The following is a 19,392-nucleotide window of genomic DNA, read 5'->3' on the forward strand; positions in this document are numbered from 1 at the left end:
CTGGATCAGCAAAAAAACAATTGTAACTGTAAATACATGAACGCGTGAGTGGCGGGGTCAGGAAGCCGCTGGTTCGGCGATCAGGCGGTGCACCAGCACGGGCTTGGTCGTGTGCGACAACACCTTGTTAGTAACGCTGCCCAGCAGCAGCTGGTTCCAGCCGCTGCGGCCGTGCGAGCCCATGAAGATCAGGTCGCAGCCTTCCCGCTCGGCGACGTCGACGATCTTGAGCGCCGCCGAATCGGAAAACGCCGTCATGCACTGGCACTGGAGGAGAGCGCTGGCGCAGGAGCGGGTGATCTTGCCCATGTATTCCTCGCCCATGCGCCGCATTTGGGCGATGTATTCCTCTTCGCTGGGGTAGGCGGGCGGGATGATTTCGACGTACACGGGATACTGGTACTCGGGGGCGACGAACAGGGCCAGCACCTCGGCGCCCATCTGCTGCGCGAATTTGACGCCGGCGCAGGCGGTATGCTGCGACACGGCCGAACCGTCGGTGGTGATCAGGATCTTGCGGTACATGCTTGGTTCCTCCTCCGTGGCCACGCACATTCAGACGACTCAGTGCAGGATGGCGATTTCTGAGACGCAAACAGTTGAGTTCTATCAAATGAACGCAAGCTGCCGCGATGCGACACTACCCCTTCAAAACTGAGCTGCGATTACAAAATACAACACCGAGCTTATAAAAAGCATCAGGAACACCCGGTTTTAATTGTCGCGGAATTAAGTTTCCTTGTCCATTTTGTTGCATTGCCCTCTCTGAGATTTACCTGCGGCAACCACGCTGCTACACTCGCTTTAATTACTCCACCGAAACTTAACCGGCCGAAATGGCCCGGTGGATGCAGCAGAACCCCCGGATTGCAGAGCTGAATGCTCATTTATACATTATGGAGAAGCAGGGATTATGACCGACGCCGCTGACGATTTCGACGCACTATTCGAGGAAGTGGCGGCGCAGCGCACCAGCGCACCGCCCGGCCCCTCCGCAGCGACCGAGCCGGCCCCGGCCGCCGCCAGCAACGACGAGGACGACCTGGAATCCTTGTTCGACCAGGTATCCGCCACCGCCGCTCCGGCCGTCGCCGCCGTGGCCGCCACCGCTGTCGTCGCCACTGTCGCGCCGGCGGCGTCCGCAGCCGCACCGGCCGAGGAAGGCCACGAAGGCGGCATGTTCGAACGCCTGGGCGGCATCGTCCGCCTGCTGCACGACTCGCTGCGCGAGCTGGGCTACGACAAGGCGCTGACCGAGGCCTCGTCGCAGATCGTCGACGCCCAGGACCGCCTGGAATACGTCGCCACCCTGACCGAACAGGCAGCCAACAAGGTGCTCAACACGCTGGACGAGGGCATGCCGGCGCAAGACCAGCTGCAAAAGCAGGCCAAGGACATGGAAACCCGCTGGGCCGACCTGTTCGAAGGCAGGATGAGCCTGGACGAATTCAAGGCCCTGGCCGGCGATTCGCGCCAGTTCGCGGCGCGCGTCAATGAAGCGACCGAAGCCGAGCGTGCACGTCTGCTCGAGATCATGATGGCCCAGGACTTCCAGGACATCACCGGCCAGCTGATCAAGAAAGTCGTCAAGATCACGCAGACCGTCGAGAGCGAGCTGGCCCAGCTGCTGCGCGACAACGCGCCTCCTGACGTCAAGGAAAAGCTGGCCAAGAAAGAACAGGAGCAGCCTGCGCCCGTGCAACTGATGCAGGGCCCATCGGTGCCGGATGCGGCGCTGAACCAGGACAATGTTGACGATCTTCTTGCCGATCTGGGATTCTAATGGACGATATGCTGAAGGATTTCGTCGTCGAGGCGATGGATCTGGCGGTAAACGTAGAAGAGCACCTGCTGCGCCTCGAACGCGACCCCGATAACAAGGAAACGCTCAATGCGGTGTTCCGGTCGTTCCATACGATCAAGGGCGGCGCCGGTTTCATGGGCCTGCCCGCGCTGGTGGCGGCCTGCCACCTGACCGAAAACCTGTTCGATGCGCTGCGCACCGGCGCCGCGCCGGTCACGCCGCTCGCGATCGAGGCGGCGCTGCAGGCGTCCGGCTTCGTGGCCGACCAGCTCGGTGACCTGAACAACGGCACGCCGCCGGAAGGCCTGGCGCAGATGCCGGGCGACCTCGAGCGCATCCTGATGGACGCGATCGAAGGCAAGGACAATGCGCCGGCGCCTGCCGCCGCCGCGCCGGCCGCTCCCGCCCCGGTCGCGACGACCGCAGCGGCCGTGGTTGTGGCCCCGGCTGCGGCCGATGCCGATGGCCTCGATTGGACCGGCATGTACAACGCCGTGGTGCCGGCGGCGAACGCCATCGGCGCCAACGCCGATGTTGCTGCTGCTGCGCCGGTCGCCGTCGCAGCCGTGGCAGTGGCGCCCGTACCGGCTGCCGCTGCGCCCGCCGCACCTGCCGCCGGCGGAAAGAACTGGGATGGCGTCGAACGCCGCAACGACAACAAGCCTGCCGCCGCCGCACCGGCCAAGGACGAAAGCATCCGTATCGACGCCGTCAAGCTCGACGCGCTGCTCGAAGTGGCCGGCGAATCGGTGCAGGCCGCCAACCAGGCCGCGGTGCTGCTGGAACGCCTGCAGCAGTTCAAGTTCGAAGGCCAGGCCGCGGTGCTGATCGCCACGCTCACCGAGACCCTGGAGCGCGCTTCGCGCTACTCGGCCGAGCTGCAGCGCGCCACGCTCGCGACCCGGATGCAGCCGGTGGGCCGCCTGTTCCAGAAATTCCCGCGCCTGGTGCGCGAACTGGCGAAAGACCTCGGCAAGGACGTCGAGCTGACCATCGAAGGCGCCGAGACCGAAGTCGACCGCGTGGTGGTGGACAGCCTCTACGATCCGCTGGTGCACATGCTGAGGAACGCCCTGGACCACGGTATCGAGGCGCCCGAAGCGCGCGTCGCCGCCGGCAAGCCGGCCAAGGCGTACATTCTGCTGAAAGCCTGGCAGGAAGCGAACAGCGTCATGATCGTGCTGCAGGACGACGGCAAGGGCATGGACCCGGTCGTCCTGCGCAAGAAGGCGGTCGACAAGGGCCTGATCGGCGAGAACGGCGCCCAGAGCGACGAAGACGCGTATCAGCTGGTGTTCCTGCCGGGCTTCTCGACCAAGGAAGTGGCTTCCTCGGTGTCGGGCCGCGGCGTCGGCATGGACGTCGTGAAAACGGCGGTCGAGAAGAACCGCGGCGCAATCCGCATCGAATCCTCGCTGGGCAAGGGCACGCGCTTCGCGATCCGCCTGCCGATCGAGCTGTCGATCGTGCCGACCATGCTGGTGTCGACCTCGGGTGCGCAACTGGCGCTGCCGATGGCCGTCGTCGAGCGCGTGGTCGAGCTGCCGGACGATTTCGCCTGCGTCGGCGGCGCCCCGGTGCTGAAAGACCAGGGCCGCCCGCTGCCGGTGCGTTCGCTGGCGCTGGCGCTGGGCTACGAGGCTGCTTCGGAGAAGGTCGGCATCGTCATCAACGCGCCGCAGCCTTACATCCTCGCGATGGAAGCGGTGGACGGCACGGCCGACCTGGTGATCAAGCCGATGACCGCGCTGACGGTCGAAGGCATCACCGGCACCGCGCGTTCGGCCGAGGGCGAACTGGTGCTGGTCGTTGGCCTGTCGTTCCTGATGGATGGATGCAGGAGCAGCGTGCGCCTGGCTGCATAAAAAGCGACGCTTTTCGCCGCTTGCGCCAAAAGCGCAGACAAAAGCCTGTGTTTGTGACACAGGCTTTTTTTATTTGCATCCAGCAAACCCCTTGCAAATATTATTTGCTGCGTGGTAAGGTCGTTGGCATAAACGTGCGCCGCCCCGGCTTGGTGCGGCACTGCACAATTATGGCATAATCGAAAACCCGGTCTCGACGGACCGTGCACCATCTCACCGCAACACTGGATCGACCATGCAAAAAACGCTCTACGACAAACTCTGGGATTCCCATGTCGTGCGTGCCGACGCCGATGGCACCACAGTCCTCTATATCGACCGCCACCTGGTGCACGAAGTCACCAGCCCGCAAGCCTTCGACGGCCTGCGCGAGGCGGGCCGTGGACTATGGCGCGTGTCCGCGAACCTGGCCGTGGCCGACCACAACGTGCCGACCACCGACCGCGCGCAAGGCATCGCCGACCCGACCTCGCGCCTGCAGGTCGAGACGCTCGACGCCAACACCAAGGCCTTCGGCCTGACCTATTTCGACATGAACGACAAGCGCCAGGGCATCGTGCACGTGATCGGGCCTGAGCAGGGCGCGACCCTGCCGGGCATGACCGTCGTCTGCGGCGATTCGCACACCTCGACCCACGGCGCCTTCGGCTGTCTGGCGCACGGCATCGGCACTTCGGAAGTCGAGCACGTACTGGCCACGCAAACCCTGCTGGCCAAGAAGTCGAAATCGATGCTGGTCAAGGTCGAGGGCGCGCTGAACCCCGGCGTGACCGCCAAGGACATCGTGCTGGCCGTGATCGGCCGGATCGGCACCGCCGGCGGCACCGGTTACGCCATCGAATTCGGTGGCTCGACCATCCGCGCGCTGTCGATGGAAGGCCGCATGACGGTCTGTAATATGGCGATCGAAGCGGGCGCGCGCGCCGGCATGGTGGCGGTCGACGACACCACGATCGCCTACGTCAAGGACCGTCCGCTGTCGCCCAAGGGCGAGCAGTGGGAACAGGCCGTCGCCTACTGGCGCACCCTGCACACGGATGACGGCGCGGCCTTCGACACCGTGGTCGAACTCGACGCGAAAGACATCCAGCCGCAAGTCACCTGGGGCACCTCGCCGGAGATGGTGACCGCGATCGACGGCCGCGTGCCCGATCCACGGAACGAAGCCGACCCGGTGCGCCGCGGCGCCATCGAAAAGGCGCTGGCCTATATGGACCTGGCGCCGAATACCCCGATCGACGAAATCGCCATCGACAAGGTGTTCATCGGCTCGTGCACCAACTCGCGCATCGAAGACCTGCGCGCCGCCGCCGAGGTGGTGCGTGGCCGGCATCGCGCCGCCAACGTCAAGCTGGCCATGGTGGTGCCGGGTTCGGGCCTGGTCAAGGAACAGGCCGAGCGCGAAGGGCTGGACCGCATCTTCGTCGATGCCGGCTTCGAATGGCGCGAGCCGGGCTGCTCGATGTGCCTGGCGATGAACGCCGACCGGCTGGAGCCGGGCGAGCGCTGCGCCTCGACCTCGAACCGCAACTTCGAAGGCCGCCAGGGCCAGGGCGGACGCACCCACCTGGTGTCGCCGGCGATGGCGGCGGCGGCGGGGATCGCGGGCCGCTTTGTCGACGTACGTGCGCTCTGATGCGTTAACAGGACACGACCGTATATTAGGTAACAGGAAGATCATGAAAAAAGCACTCGCACTGTCCCTCATCACCGTTCTGCTGGCCGGCTGCAACACCATCTCGGGCATTGGCCGCGATGTGTCGAAAGTGGGGCAGGTCGTCACCAGCGCCGGCGGAAGGTAAAGATCAGATGGATGCATTCACCGTACACCAGGGCCTGGTGGCGCCGCTCGACCGCAACAACGTCGACACCGACGCCATCATCCCGAAGCAGTTCCTCAAATCGATCCGCCGCACCGGCTTCGGCCCGAACCTGTTCGACGAATGGCGCTACCTGGATCACGGCGAGCCGGGCCAGGATTGCAGCACGCGTCCGCTCAATCCGGACTTCGTGCTGAACCAGCCGCGCTATGCCGGCGCCTCGATCCTGCTCACTCGCAAGAACTTCGGCTGCGGCTCCTCGCGCGAGCACGCGCCGTGGGCGTTGCAACAGTACGGTTTCCGCGCCGTGGTTGCGCCGAGCTTCGCCGATATCTTCTTCAATAACTGCTTCAAGATCGGCCTGCTGCCGATCGCGCTGTCCGAAGAAGAAGTCGAAATGCTGTTCCAGGCGGTCGAAGCCAACCCGGGCTTCCAGCTCGTGATCGACCTCGAGAACAAGCGCATCGGCACCCAGGACGGCAGCCTGTCGTACGGCTTCGACATCGACGATTTCCGCAAATACTGTCTGCTCAACGGCCTGGACGACATCGGCCTGACCCTGCGTCACGCGGACGAGATCCGCGCCTTCGAGCAACGCCACGTCGCGGCCCAGCCGTGGCTCGGCAACACCATCTGAACATAGAAAGCAGCTTCAATGAAAATCGCGATCCTGCCGGGTGACGGCATCGGCCCGGAGATCACCGCGCAAGCAGTGAAGGTATTGAACGCCCTCGGCGAATCGTTTGAGATGGAAAGCGCGGAAGTCGGCGGCGCCGGCTATGCGGCCCACGGCCATCCGCTGCCGGAAGGGACCCTAAAACTGGCGAAGGAAGCCGATGCGGTGCTGTTCGGCGCCGTCGGCGACTACAAGTACGACACGCTCGAGCGCGCGCTGCGTCCGGAACAGGCCATTCTCGGCCTGCGCCGCGAGTTGAACCTGTTCGCCAACCTGCGTCCGGCGATCCTGTATCCCGAGCTGGCCGGCGCCTCGACGCTCAAGCCCGAAGTCGTCTCGGGCCTCGACATCCTGATCATCCGCGAACTGACGGGCGACATTTATTTCGGCAAGCCGCGCGGCGTGCGCGAGTGCCCGGACGGTCCGTTCAAGGGCCAGCGCGAAGGCTTCGACACCATGCGCTATGCCGAAGGCGAGATCCGCCGCATCGCCCACGTCGCCTTCCAGGCTGCTCGCAAGCGTGACAAGCGCGTGACCAGCGTCGACAAGGCCAATGTGCTGGAAACCTTCCAGTTCTGGCGCGATATCGTCACCGACGTGCACAAGGAATACCAGGACGTCGCACTCGAGCACATGTATGTCGATAACGCAGCCATGCAGCTGGTGCGGGCGCCGAAGAAGTTCGACGTGATCGTTACTGGTAATATGTTCGGCGATATCCTGTCGGATGCCGCCGCCATGCTCACCGGTTCGATCGGCATGCTGCCCTCAAGCTCGCTCGACGATAACAATAAAGGCCTCTACGAACCGTCGCACGGTTCGGCGCCCGACATCGCGGGGCAGGGCGTGGCCAATCCATTGGCGACCATCCTGTCGGCGGCGATGATGCTGCGCTTCTCGCTCGGCCTGACCGAACAGGCGGACCGCATCGAGAACGCCGTCAAGCGCGTGCTGGCGCAAGGGCTGCGTACGCCGGATATTTTCGAAGCAGGTTCCACCAAGGTGGGCACCGAAGAGATGGGCAACGCGGTGGTCGCGGCGCTCGCATAAAGTTTAGTTAACCCTGAGAGAAGATGATGAAATTAGTTGGTCTGGTAGGTTGGCGCGGCATGGTCGGCTCGGTCCTCATGCAGCGCATGCAAGAGGAAGGCGATTTCGACCACATCGAGCCGGTGTTCTTCACCACCTCGAATCCGGGCGGCGCCGCGCCTTCGATGGCGAAGAACGAAACCACCCTGAAAAGCGCGCTAGATGTTACCGAACTGTCGAAATGCGAGATCATCATCTCCTGCCAGGGCGGCGACTACACGAGCGAGGTGTTCCCGCAACTGCGCGCGGCCGGCTGGAACGGCTACTGGATCGACGCCGCGTCGACCCTGCGCATGAACGATGACGCCGTCATCGTGCTCGACCCGGTCAACCGTTCGGTGATCGACGCCGCGCTGTCGAAAGGCGTGAAGAACTACATCGGCGGTAACTGCACCGTGTCGTGCATGCTGATCGGCCTGGGCGGCCTGTTCGAAGCCGGCCTGGTCGAGTGGATGACCTCCATGACCTACCAGGCGGCATCGGGCGGCGGCGCCCAGCACATGCGCGAACTGCTGACCCAGTTCGGCACCATCAACAGCTCCGTGAAATCGCTGCTCGACGATCCGGCATCGGCCATCCTCGAGATCGACCGCACCGTGCTGGCGACCCAGCATGGCCTGTCCGCCGACGAAACGAAGCAGTTCGGCGTGCCGCTGGCCGGCAACCTGATCCCGTGGATCGACAAGGACCTGGGCAACGGCCAGTCGAAAGAAGAATGGAAGGCAGGCGCCGAGACCAACAAGATCCTGGGCCGCGGCGCGGGCTTTGACAGCAAAGCCATTCCAGTGGACGGCCTGTGCGTGCGTATCGGCGCCATGCGTTGCCACTCGCAGGCGCTGACCATCAAGCTCACCCGCGATGTGCCGCTGGACGAGGTCAACGACATCATCGCCAAGCACAATCAATGGGTGAAGGTGGTGCCGAACACCCGCGAAGCGTCGATGCGCGACCTGTCGCCGGCAGCGGTGACGGGCGGCCTGGGCATCCCGGTCGGCCGCCTGCGCAAGATGTCGATGGGCGACGATTACCTGTCGGCCTTCACGGTCGGCGACCAGCTGCTGTGGGGCGCGGCAGAGCCGCTGCGCCGCATGCTGCGCATCGTGCTCGAGCGTTAATCCGATTCGTTGCCTCAGTGGCAACTGACATGCAGTCCGCATAATGAATGCCCCGTCTACGGGGCATTCGCTTTGAAGAAGGTGCATACTCCCGTCGTCCGGGTGCGTCGAGACCTTGCGTGCTCCAGAGCATGATGTTATGTTGAGACTCCGGGAAACCGCCTTTCCCTCGGCCAACTCATTTCGCTGCTAACTATGCATTCTTCGCACCCATCTCCGCTCGTGGCAACCGCGCTGAAATCGATCACCGCCGCCGTGGCCAGTGCAGTGTTCCTGACTTCCGCCGCCCATGCAGCCGGGTTGGGGAAATTGACGGTGCTGTCGGCGCTTGGCCAGCCACTGCGCGCCGAGATCGAGCTGACGGCCGGCGCCGGCGAAGACCCGGCAAGCATGGCGGTCAAGCTGGCTTCGCCCGAAGCCTTCCGCGCCGCGAACATCGAATTCAACCCGGCCCTGCTGTCGCTGCGCTTCGCGGTCGACGAGCGGGCCGGACGCCAGGTGATCCGGGTCAGCTCGACCCAGCCGCTCAATGAGCCCTTCGTCGACATGCTGCTGGAGCTCACCTGGAACAACGGTCGCCTGGTGCGCGAATACACCTTCCTGCTCGACCCGGCCGAACTGCGCACGACCCAGCCGGCCCAGGTGGCGGCGGCGCCGCAAACCCGCCCGGCCGCGCCGCGCCCGTCGTCCACGCCTGCCGCGCCAGCTGCTTCGACTGCGGCGCCAGCGGAAGAGGCGCGCATCGCCGCCGCCCGCCGTGGCGCTGAACGCCAGGCGCGCGAAGCCCAGGCGCGCGAAGCGCAGGACAGCTACCGCGTGCGCCGCGGCGATACGCTCAGCGCGATCGCGCTCGACGTCAAGCCGTCCGACATCTCGCTCGACATGATGCTGGTTGCGCTATACCGCGCGAATCCCGACGCCTTCATCGGCAACAACATGAACCGCCTGAAGTCGGGCCAGATCCTGAGCATCCCGGATGCCGATTCGGTCCGCGGCGGCGCCGGCCAGGGCGAGGCGCGCGGCGTGGTCGTGGCCCATGCGGCCGACTTCGACGCCTACCGCAACAAGCTGGCCGGCCAGGTGGCCAGCAGTGCGCCGAGCGCCACGCCGCAGGGCGGCCAGAGCGCCAGCGGCCGCGTCACCGCCCGCGTCGAGCAGCAGCCGACCGCCGTCAGCGAAGCGCAGGACAAGCTGCAGCTGTCCAAGGCCACGCCCGGCGCCGCCGGCGCGCCGGCCGACGGCACCGCCAGCGTCGAGGACACGGTGGCCAAGGAGCGCGAACTGGCCCAGGCCGAGGCGCGCGTGAAGGAACTCGAACGCAACGTCAACGAACTCGAAAACCTGATGACGGTGCCGAGCCGCGCAGGCGCCGAGGCCGAGCAGGCAGCCGCCGCCGCCGCTGCTGCCACGGCCGCCGCCGAGAAACCGGTGGCCAAGCCCGCGCCGCGCCCGCGTCCGGCACGGCCGGCCCCGCCGCCGGAGAAAAGCCTGGTCGACACCATCCTGGACAATATGCTCTACATCGGCGCCGGCGCGCTGGTGCTGCTGCTGGCCGCGCTGGGCATCTCCCAGCGCCGCAAGCGCAAGGACGCCGACCTCAAGCCGGTGCCGGCCGAACCGTCGGTGCTGGGCGTAGCCGGCGCCAGCGCCCACTCGCTGTTCGCCGAAACCGGCGGCCAGAGCGTGGACACGAATAACAGCGTGTTCAATTCCAGCTTCGCACCATCGGCGAGCCAGCTCGACACCAACGAGGTCGATCCGGTCGCCGAAGCCGACGTCTATATCGCCTACGGCCGCGACGCCCAGGCTGAGGAAATCCTGAAGGAAGCGTTGCGCGTTCATCCGGAACGCCATCCGGTGCGCCTCAAGCTGCTCGAGATCTACGCCACCCGCAAGGACGTGCGGGCCTTCGAAGCCCAGGCGCGCGAGCTGCATGCCTTCACCGGCGGCCAGGGCGACGAATGGGCCCAGGCCGCGGCGCTGGGCTTGAGCCTGGACCCAACCAATCCGCTGTATGCGAACGCCGCCCCGGCGTCGACCCCGGCGCCGTCGCCGCAGGAACGCAACCAGCAGGCGATCCTGTCGCAGCAGTTCGAGGACGCCTTCCGTGGCGGGCCGTCGATGGGCGCGGGTGCGGCGGCCGGTGCCGCAGCCGGCGTCGCTGCCGGCGCTGCTGCGGTGACCCTGGCCAAGGACGACGAGGACCGCACGGCCGCACCGACCCCAGAGGCACGTAACGACGACAACACGCTCGACTTCGACCTCGGCGGCCTGACGTTCGAGCCGGTGACGAATGCCGACACGGCGCCGCCTGCGGCTGGCCGTCCTGACCCGGATGCGACCGCCGTACCGGACCTGGAATTCGACATGGCGCCGTTCGCGCCGCCAGGCAGCGCGCCGGCGGCAGAGCAGGGCAAAGCCGCGGCGGACGCCAACGATCTCGATTTCGACATGGACTTCGACACCCCGGCGACCGCCCAGCCGGCGGCGACCGCCGCCACGGTCGATGATGACGACGACTTTACGCTCGACCTGTCGCCGCAGGCGCAGGTGCAGGCGACCCCGGTCGACATGGCCGGCCTGGCCAAGGACTTCGAGGGCTTGCCGCCGCTGCCGGGCAGCACCCCGCAGCCGACCGTGGCGCAGGCCGATCCGCTGCATGATCTCGATGCGATGGATTTCTCCGCGCCCACCACGCCTGTGATGCCGGCGTTCGACGAGACGCCGGCGCGTCCTGCCGCCGCGGCAAGCGCATCGGAAGATCCGCTGTTCGACCTGGACAGCATGGACTTCGGCACGCCGGACGAGCCGCGTGCGGCTGGCGGCGCCGAGCCGAAGGACTTCGGTGCGCGCGTGGACGATCCGTTCGACGCCTTCGACTTGCCCGAGACCCCGGCCCCGGTGCCGGCGCCGCAGGAGGTGTCGGCACGGGAGGCCTTCGAACCCAATGCGGCGCCAGCCGACGACAAGGCCGCGCCATCGTTCGACCTGGCCGACTTCGACCTCGACCTGCCGCCATCCGAGCCAGCTACCGCGCAGCCACTTGATGCGGTCGGCGCGACCGCCGAGGCGCCGGGCCAGATGTCGCCCGAGCACATGGAGATGGAGACCAAGCTCGATCTCGCCATCGCCTACCAGGAGATCGGCGACAAGGAAGGCGCGCGCGAGCTGCTGGACGAAGTCATCAAGGGCGGCAATAGCGAGCAGGTCGGCAAGGCCAGCGCGATGAGGGAACTGCTGGCGTGACCCGTATCGCTTTGGGTGTCCAGTACATCGGCACCGGTTGGAACGGCTACCAGAAACAGCCGGAACGAAACACCGTCCAGGACCGTCTCGAGGTCGCGCTGGAGAAGTTCGCCTGCGTCCCTTTGAGCACGACGTGCGCCGGCCGCACCGACGCCGGCGTGCACGCCATCGAGCAGGTCATCCATTTCGATACCGACCTGAATCGCCCGGTCCAGTCTTGGGTGCGCGGCGTGAACGCCTTCCTGCCCGAGTCGATCGTGGTGCGCTGGGCCGCCGCAGTCGATGCAGAAGAGGGGGAGCAGGAATTCCACGCCCGCTTCTCGGCCCGTTCGCGCACTTATCACTACGTGCTCTACAACCACCCGAATCCCTCGGCGCTGCTGGCCAAGCGGGCCGGGTGGGTATTCCGTCCGCTCGACGTCGAGCGCATGCAAGAGGGCGCGCGGCACCTGATCGGCACCCACGATTTTTCGAGCTTCCGCGCCAGCAGCTGCCAGGCCAATACGCCGGTGAAGGAGATGCACGAGCTGAGCATCGCGCGCCATGGCGACATCATCGTGTTCACCCTGCGCGCCAGCGCCTTCCTGCACCATATGGTGCGCAATATCGTCGGCTCGCTGGTGTACATCGGCACTGGACGCCATGAGCCGGACTGGATGCGCGAGGTGCTCGAAGCCCGTTCGCGCGACGTCGCCGCGCCGACCTTCATGCCGGACGGCCTGTATTTCGCCAGGATCGAGTACGATCCGAAGTGGAAGCTGCCGCAGGAGGCCAGTGCGCCCCTGCCGTGGCTGTGATCGATTTCCAGGACTAGCCATGCGACGCACCCGTATCAAGATCTGCGGCATCACCCGCGAACAAGACCTGCGCGCGGCGGTCGAGCAGGGCGCCGACGCGCTCGGCTTCGTGTTCTATCCGAAGAGCCCGCGCTACGTCACGCCGGCGCGCGCGGCCGAGCTGTGCGCGCTCCTGCCGCCGTTCGTGAGCAGCGTGGCGCTGTTCGTGAACCCGACGCTGGACGAGGTGCGCGCGGTGGCGGGCAGCATGCCGCTGGGGCTGATCCAGTTCCATGGCGACGAAACGGTAGAGGAGTGCGCCGCCATCGCGGCCGCCGTCCAGCGGCCTTTCGTGCGCGCCTACCGCATCAAGCCTGACACGCCGCCTGCGGCTTTGCTAGAATGTGAATCTGCATACCGCGCCGCCAGTCCGTGGTTCTCGGGCCTGTTGCTCGATACCTGGGTAGACGCTTACGGCGGCGCAGGAAAGGTCTTCGATTGGTCTCTAATTCCAAAAGAGCTCGCGCCTCGGGTCGTTTTGAGTGGTGGGTTGAGCGTACACAACGTCCTTGAGGCGACCGAACGTGTTCGTCCCTTCGCCGTCGACATCAGCAGTGGTGTCGAGGAAGCGAAGGGGATCAAGGACGCCCGCAAGATCGCCGCCTTTGTCGCGGCGGTGCGGGCAGCCGATGCCACCATCGATAGCGAGTCGCACCATGACCACGAAAGACATCATCACGGCCCAGCTTAGTGCTGCGCCGTTGTTCAAGACCCCGGATTACGCCCTGCCCGACGCGGTGGGGCATTTCGGGCCGTATGGCGGCAGCTTCGTCGCCGAAACCCTGTCGCACGCGCTGGCCGAGCTGAACGAAGCCTATGCGAAGTATGCGCAGGACCCTGAATTTCTCGAGGAATTCCGCTACGAGCTGGCCCACTTCGTCGGCCGTCCGTCGCCGGTGTACCACGCGCGGCGCTGGTCCGAGATGGCCGGCGGCGCCCAGGTCTATTTCAAGCGCGAAGACCTGAACCACACGGGCGCGCACAAGATCAATAACGTGATCGGCCAGGCCCTGCTGGCGCGGCGCATGGGCAAGCAGCGCATCATCGCCGAGACCGGCGCCGGCCAGCACGGCGTGGCCACCGCCACCATCTGCGCGCGCTTCGGCCTGGAGTGCGTGGTGTACATGGGCGCCGAGGACGTCAAGCGCCAGGCGCAGAACGTGTACCGCATGAAGCTGCTGGGCGCGACCGTGGTGCCGGTGGAATCGGGCTCCAAGACCCTGAAGGACGCACTCAACGAGGCGATGCGCGACTGGGTCACGAATATCGAAAACACCTTCTACATCATCGGCACGGTGGCGGGCCCGCACCCGTATCCGATGATGGTGCGCGACTTCCAGTCGGTGATCGGCGAGGAATGCCGCGTGCAGATGCCGGCCATGGCGGGACGCCAGCCGGACTACGTGGTCGCCTGCATCGGCGGCGGCTCGAACGCGATGGGCATTTTTTACCCGTATATCGGCGAGCCGGGCGTGCAGCTGATCGGCGTCGAGGCGGCCGGCGAGGGGCTCGATTCGGGCAAGCACGCGGCCTCGCTGACGGCCGGCATCCCGGGCGTCCTGCACGGCAACCGCACGTATCTGCTGCAGGACGCGAATGGGCAGATCATCGAGACGCATTCGGTGTCGGCCGGCCTGGATTATCCGGGCGTCGGTCCGGAGCACGCCTGGTTGAAGGATTCGGCGCGCGCGCAATACGTGTCGATCACCGATGAAGAGGCGCTGCAGACCTTCCACGACTGCTGCCGCATCGAGGGGATCATCCCGGCGCTGGAATCGTCGCATGCGATCGCCTATGGCGTGAAGCTGGCGGCGACCCTGCCGAAGGACAAGATCATCCTGGTCAACCTGTCGGGCCGCGGCGACAAGGACATGCACACGGTGGCGCAGCGGATGGGGCTGGATTTCGGCTGAAATCCGGGTTCATCTGGCTCCAGCCGCACATCGGCTGGAGCGCCGCACCATCCGTGACTTTTAAAAAAAGGAAAACAGCATGTCCCGCATCGAACCCACGTTTACCGCACTCAAGGCGCAGAACAAGACCGCCCTGGTGACCTTCATCACCGCCGGCGATCCCGGCCCCGAACTGACCGTCCCGCTGATGCACGCCCTGGTGGCGGGCGGCGCCGACGTCCTGGAACTGGGCGTGCCGTTCTCGGACCCGATGGCCGAAGGCCCGGTGATCCAGCGCGCCTGCGAGCGCGCGCTCAAATTCAATATCGGCCTCAAGGACGTCTTCGCCTTCGTGCGCGAATTCCGCCAGACCAATGCCAGCACCCCGGTTGTGCTGATGGGCTATGCCAACCCGATCGAACGCATCGGCCAGGGTGAATTCATCCGCTGCGCGAAAGAGGCGGGCGCCGATGGCGCAATCGTCGTCGACTATCCGCCGGAAGAATGCCAGGATTTTGCCAGCGCCATGCGCGACAACGGCCTCGACCTGATCTTCCTGCTGGCCCCGACCTCGACCACCGAACGGGTAAAGCAGGTAGCCCAGCATGGCGGCGGCTTCAGCTACTACGTCTCGCTGAAGGGCGTAACAGGTTCCGGCGCAATCGACACCGACGACGTGGCGCGCCGCGTGAGCGCCATCCGCGAACACGTGAAGCTGCCAATCGGCGTCGGCTTCGGCATCCGCGACGGCGCGACCGCCAGGGCCGTAGCACAAGTGGCGGACGCAGTCGTGATCGGCAGCCGCATCATCCAGGAAATCGAAGCGCACCCGGCCAGCGAGGCCGCCGAAGCCGTCCGCACCTTCACCTCAAGCATCCGCACCGCCCTCGACGCCCGCTAAGCCACTAATTAGGGTCACACTAATTAGGGTCAGAGTCGAATTATTGAGCAATTTCTTGGCTCAATGTTGTCATTCAATTCGACACTGACCCTCTTTGAGCTTTCACAGCAGACATTACCCAACAATTAGGGTCAGAGTCGAATTGTTTGATAACTTTTCGCCGGCTTGGGTATGCCACCTTTCCTCATCCGCTATTAGTTGCCATCGCGCAAATCCAGGTTTGCTCCTGCGCTCTTCTTCAAGAAGTTGCCTCGGGTAAATTGTGTCTTCCATTTTCGATTTTGGGAGGAATCAGTGAAGATTCGCATCAAGCATGTCGGCGTTGTCCAGTGCGCTAAGATGATTGCCGGCATTTATTTCGTCATCTCGCTGCCCATCGTTGCGCTGGTTCTCATGGTGGCGATGGCTGCCGGGAAGGCCAGCATCGGCGTTGGCGGCCTGATCCTGCTTCCTTTCGTGTACGCGTTCTTCAGCTACCTCGGTGGGCTGTTATGTGCGTGGATCTATAACCTCGTGGCCAATCGGGTTGGCGGCTTCGAATATACGACCGCGGAAATCACCTCCTGAGCGAGAAGCGGCACATTATTATAGGAATATTAGCCAATAAATCTACTCTGACCCTAATTGTTGGGTTATTGATTGACGTCTAGAAGGGCGTGACTCTGTCCCTAATATATGTGAAAGGAATTTGTATTAGAAAAAGAAAGACGAGGGTCAGAGTTGATTTATTGGGCAACTCCGAAAGTTGTCAAACAATTCGACTCTGACCCTACTTCGCGGGTGGGAGGGTGGGGATGTCAAAAAGGCAATTGGCAGCTTGCTACGATTCGACAAGCCGGGCCTGAGCGGCTACACTACGCCACCTGAAAGATTTGCCGCAAAGGAGAGAATATGAGTTGGTTGGAAAAGTTGCTGCCCCCTCGGATCCAGCGCTCCGATGCCGCTAACCGCAAGACCATGCCGGAAGGCCTGTGGGTCAAGTGCCCGTCGTGCGAGTCGGTGCTGTACCGCGCGGACATCGAGTCCAATCTGCACGTGTGCCCGAAGTGCAGCCACCATATGCGCATCCGCGCCCGCGATCGCCTCGACGCGCTGCTCGATGAAGGCGGCCGCTACGATATCGGCCAGGAGACCCTGCCGGTCGATACGCTGAAGTTCAAGGACAGCAAGAAGTATCCGGATCGCCTGAAGTCGGCCATGGACGCCACCGGCGAAACCGATGCGCTGATTGTGCAGGGCGGTTCGATCATGAGCCTGCCAGTCGTCGTCGCCGCTTTCGAATTCGAATTCATGGGCGGCTCGATGGGCTCCGTCGTTGGTGAGCGCTTCGTGCGCGGCGCGCAAATTGCGCTCGAGCAGAAGGTGCCGTTCATTTGCATCACCGCCACCGGCGGCGCCCGCATGCAGGAAGGTCTGCTGTCGCTGATGCAGATGGCCAAGACCACCGCCATGCTGACCAAGCTGTCCGAGAAAAAGCTGCCGTTTATTAGCGTGCTGACCGACCCGACCATGGGCGGCGTCTCGGCCTCATTCGCCTTCATGGGCGACGTCGTCATCGCCGAACCGAAGGCCCTGATCGGCTTCGCCGGCCCGCGCGTGATCGAGAATACCGTGCGCGAGAAATTGCCGGAAGGTTTCCAGCGCGCCGAGTTCCTGGTCACCAAGGGCGCCGTCGACATGATCGTCGACCGCCGCAAGATGCGCGAAGAAATCGCGCGCCTGCTGGCCCTGCTGCAAAACCAGGCGACCGAAGTCCTGGCCTGATAGACACAAGGGCGACTTCGGTCGCCCTTTCAGCTTGTGCGCCCGTCCAGGGTAGCCGAGCACATCGATCGTATCCACCATGCCCCCACTTCCCACTACCTTGCCCGATTGGCTGGCCCTGCTCGAGTCGCGCCATGCCGAAACCCATATCGACATGGGCCTCGACCGCGTGCGCGCCGTCAAGGAACGCTTGAGGCTGGCCTTCGAGTGCCCGGTGATCATGGTCGCCGGCACCAATGGCAAGGGTTCCACCTGCGCGATGCTCGAATCGGTGCTGCTGCAGTCCGGCTACCGCGTCGGCCTCTACATCAAGCCGCACTTCCTCGACTTCAACGAGCGCGCCCGCATCAATGGCGAGATGGCGTCCGATGAAGCGCTCGTGGGCGCCTTCAACGACGTCGAAGCCGCCCGCGAAGGCACCGACCTGACGTATTTCGAATTCACCACCCTGGCCATCGCCCACCTGATCTCGAAGAGCGGCGTCGACGTCGCCATCCTCGAAGTCGGCCTGGGTGGACGCCTGGACGCGGTCAACGTCATCGACGCCGACGTGTCCATCGTCACCAGCATCGACATCGACCATACGTCCTACCTGGGCGATACGCGGGAAAAAATCGGCTTCGAGAAGGCCGGCATCTTCCGCCCGGGCAAGCCGGCCATCTGCAGCGACCCAGTGCCGCCGCAATCGCTGATCGACCACGCCGAACAGATCGGCGCCGACCTGTGGTTGCTCGGCCGCGACTTCAATTACCAGGGCGACCAGCAGCAGTGGAGCTATGGCGGCCGCAGCCAGCGCCGCAACTCGCTGGCCTATCCGGCCCTGCGCGGCGCCAACCAGCTGCTCAACGCCTCGGCCGCGCTGGCCGCGCTCGAGGTGTTGCGCATGCAGCTGCCGTGCGGCGCCCAGGAAACCCGCGCCGGCCTGGCCATGGTCGAACTGCCGGGCCGTTTCCAGGTGCTGCCGGGCCGTCCGACCCAGGTGCTCGACGTCGCCCACAATCCCCATGCCTCCGCCACCCTGGCCCAGAACCTGGGCAATATGGGCTTCCACCGCTTTACGTATGCCGTGTTCGGTATCATGGAAGACAAGGACATCGACGCCGTCATCGCACCGATGGCCGGTGTGATCGACCACTGGTGCGTCACCAGGCTCGATTCGCCGCGCTCGGCCGAGCCGGAAGCGCTGGCCGACAAGCTGCGCGAACTGCGGCCGGCCGGCGCCAAGGACGACGATTTTTCTGTGAATAATTTCGCATCGCCAGCCGAGGCCTATGCGAATGCGCTGAGCCGGGCAGGGGAGAATGATAGAATTGTGGTCTTTGGCTCTTTCTACACGGTTGCAGGCGTCATGGCGGCCCGTAAATCGAGTCTTCACTGACCTTCTTCACGCTATTACCTGAACCACATGGGCTTGTTCTCGTTCGGCAATAAAAACAAGCAAGAAACTGTCCAGGACAGTGGGCACTTCGTCAAGGACGACGATGCCGCCTATACCGAGCGCGCCCGTTCCAAGCGCGCAAGCTCCGCAGGCGGCCGCAGCAGCCGCGGCGACCCGATCCTGCCCGAGAAGAAGCGCGCCCGCCGCCGCCTGGTCGGCGCCATCGCGCTGGTGCTGGCAGCTGTCGTCGCGCTGCCGATGCTGCTCGATTCCGAACCCAAGCCGCTGGCCACCGACATCGCCATCCACATCCCGGACAAGGAAAAGGCGGCTCCGCTGCCCGTGCCGTCCGAGCAGGTGGCGCCAATGGCCAGCGTCGACAGCGACGAAGAGATCATCGAGCCGGCCCCGGCGCCACCGGCCGCCGCGACCGCCGGCCCCGCGGCCAGCGCTCCCGTGACGACCCCCGCAGCCAGCGATCCGCCACCGATGCGCATGCTGGAACCGGCTGCGCCGCCAAAACCGGAACCGAAGCCCGAACCCGTCAAGCCGAAGCCCGAGCCGGTCAAGCCGAAGCCCGAGCCGGTCAAGCCCGAGCCCAAGCCGGAACCCAAACGGGAACCGACGCCCGAGAAGAAACCCGAGCCCGCGAAAAAACCGGTCGAGACGCATCCGAAGGCCGAGCAGGTCGCCAAGCCCGCGCCGAAGGACGACGCCGCGCGCGCCATGGCCATCCTGGAAGGCAAGCCGGCCGAGCCACAGAAGGCGCAAGGCCCGGCGCCGCGCTTCGTGGTGCAGGTCGCCGCCCTGGGCAGCCAGGAAAAGGTCACGGAATTGCAGGACCGCCTGCGCAGCGCCGGCATCGCCTCGTTCACCCAGAAGTCGGGCGAACTGATCCGTGTGAGGATCGGTCCGTTCAGCAAGGAAGAAGCCGAGAAAACGCGCGCCAAGCTGGGCGGCATCGGCCTGTCCGGCACCATGGTGCCGCTCTGACCTTGTCCTGACA

At 64.9% G+C, this 19,392-nt stretch carries 17 protein-coding genes; 16 read left to right on the plus strand and 1 reads right to left on the minus strand.

Going from position 1 to position 19,392, the window contains the following annotated elements; all coding sequences use genetic code 11:
* Window positions 1–57: 57 nt before the first annotated feature.
* Window positions 58–525 carry a universal stress protein gene (locus FVD38_RS24065; RefSeq protein ID WP_147937118.1) on the minus strand — a complete coding sequence of 156 codons (468 nt, stop codon included), beginning with the start codon at window positions 523–525 and terminating at the stop codon, window positions 58–60.
* Window positions 526–913: 388 nt separating this feature from the next.
* On the opposite strand from FVD38_RS24065, the gene FVD38_RS24070 reads away from it, so the two are divergent.
* The 16 genes from FVD38_RS24070 (at window position 914) to FVD38_RS24145 (ending at window position 19,379) form a co-directional block, all read left to right on the plus strand.
* A complete protein-coding gene (locus FVD38_RS24070) occupies window positions 914–1,783 on the plus strand; it encodes a protein phosphatase CheZ (protein WP_147937119.1) in 870 nt (289 codons plus the stop codon).
* Entirely contained in the window at window positions 1,783–3,669 is a 1,887-nt protein-coding gene (locus FVD38_RS24075) for a chemotaxis protein CheA (RefSeq protein ID WP_147937120.1), read from the plus strand. Before FVD38_RS24070 ends, FVD38_RS24075 begins: the two co-directional genes overlap by 1 nt.
* 235 nt (window positions 3,670–3,904) lie before the next feature.
* On the plus strand, window positions 3,905–5,305 hold the full coding sequence (leuC, locus tag FVD38_RS24080) for a 3-isopropylmalate dehydratase large subunit (protein ID WP_147937121.1): 1,401 nt from the start codon (window positions 3,905–3,907) through the stop codon (window positions 5,303–5,305).
* 43 nt (window positions 5,306–5,348) lie between these two features.
* Window positions 5,349–5,471 carry an entericidin A/B family lipoprotein gene (locus FVD38_RS24085; protein WP_147937122.1) on the plus strand — a complete coding sequence of 41 codons (123 nt, stop codon included), beginning with the start codon at window positions 5,349–5,351 and terminating at the stop codon, window positions 5,469–5,471.
* A gap of 7 nt (window positions 5,472–5,478) precedes the next feature.
* The gene (gene leuD / locus FVD38_RS24090; RefSeq protein WP_147937123.1) at window positions 5,479–6,126 is read left to right on the plus strand and encodes a 3-isopropylmalate dehydratase small subunit; all 648 of its coding nucleotides are present in this window, start codon (window positions 5,479–5,481) and stop codon (window positions 6,124–6,126) included.
* An 18-nt stretch (window positions 6,127–6,144) separates the two neighbouring features.
* A complete protein-coding gene (leuB, locus tag FVD38_RS24095) occupies window positions 6,145–7,215 on the plus strand; it encodes a 3-isopropylmalate dehydrogenase (RefSeq protein WP_147937124.1) in 1,071 nt (356 codons plus the stop codon).
* A 26-nt stretch (window positions 7,216–7,241) separates the two neighbouring features.
* Entirely contained in the window at window positions 7,242–8,369 is a 1,128-nt protein-coding gene (asd, locus tag FVD38_RS24100) for an aspartate-semialdehyde dehydrogenase (protein WP_147937144.1), read from the plus strand.
* Between the two features lie 222 nt (window positions 8,370–8,591).
* Complete coding sequence (locus FVD38_RS24105; RefSeq protein ID WP_229493970.1) at window positions 8,592–11,615, plus strand: motility hub landmark protein FimV; 3,024 nt, start codon at window positions 8,592–8,594, stop codon at window positions 11,613–11,615.
* Window positions 11,612–12,412, plus strand: coding sequence for a tRNA pseudouridine(38-40) synthase TruA (gene truA / locus FVD38_RS24110; protein ID WP_147937126.1), 801 nt, complete (start codon window positions 11,612–11,614; stop codon window positions 12,410–12,412). Before FVD38_RS24105 ends, truA begins: the two co-directional genes overlap by 4 nt.
* A gap of 19 nt (window positions 12,413–12,431) precedes the next feature.
* Window positions 12,432–13,142 (plus strand): phosphoribosylanthranilate isomerase, encoded by a 711-nt coding sequence (locus FVD38_RS24115; RefSeq protein WP_147937127.1) that lies wholly within the window; start codon window positions 12,432–12,434, stop codon window positions 13,140–13,142.
* Window positions 13,108–14,364 carry a tryptophan synthase subunit beta gene (gene trpB / locus FVD38_RS24120; RefSeq protein ID WP_147937128.1) on the plus strand — a complete coding sequence of 419 codons (1,257 nt, stop codon included), beginning with the start codon at window positions 13,108–13,110 and terminating at the stop codon, window positions 14,362–14,364. Before FVD38_RS24115 ends, trpB begins: the two co-directional genes overlap by 35 nt.
* 79 nt (window positions 14,365–14,443) lie before the next feature.
* Window positions 14,444–15,244, plus strand: a complete 801-nt coding sequence (gene trpA / locus FVD38_RS24125; protein ID WP_147937129.1) for a tryptophan synthase subunit alpha — start codon at window positions 14,444–14,446, stop codon at window positions 15,242–15,244.
* A gap of 294 nt (window positions 15,245–15,538) precedes the next feature.
* Window positions 15,539–15,811, plus strand: coding sequence for a hypothetical protein (locus tag FVD38_RS24130; RefSeq protein ID WP_147937130.1), 273 nt, complete (start codon window positions 15,539–15,541; stop codon window positions 15,809–15,811).
* A gap of 324 nt (window positions 15,812–16,135) precedes the next feature.
* Window positions 16,136–17,008, plus strand: coding sequence for an acetyl-CoA carboxylase, carboxyltransferase subunit beta (gene accD / locus FVD38_RS24135; RefSeq protein WP_147937131.1), 873 nt, complete (start codon window positions 16,136–16,138; stop codon window positions 17,006–17,008).
* Between the two features lie 79 nt (window positions 17,009–17,087).
* Window positions 17,088–18,386: a bifunctional tetrahydrofolate synthase/dihydrofolate synthase gene (folC, locus tag FVD38_RS24140; RefSeq protein ID WP_147937132.1), complete on the plus strand. Its 1,299-nt coding sequence runs from the start codon at window positions 17,088–17,090 to the stop codon at window positions 18,384–18,386.
* Window positions 18,387–18,413: 27 nt separating this feature from the next.
* Window positions 18,414–19,379, plus strand: a complete 966-nt coding sequence (locus FVD38_RS24145) for an SPOR domain-containing protein (RefSeq protein ID WP_147937133.1) — start codon at window positions 18,414–18,416, stop codon at window positions 19,377–19,379.
* The last annotated feature ends 13 nt before the right edge of the window (window positions 19,380–19,392 follow it).

This window comes from Massilia arenae, assembly GCF_008014745.1.
Lineage (GTDB): Bacteria > Pseudomonadota > Gammaproteobacteria > Burkholderiales > Burkholderiaceae_D > Telluria > Telluria arenae.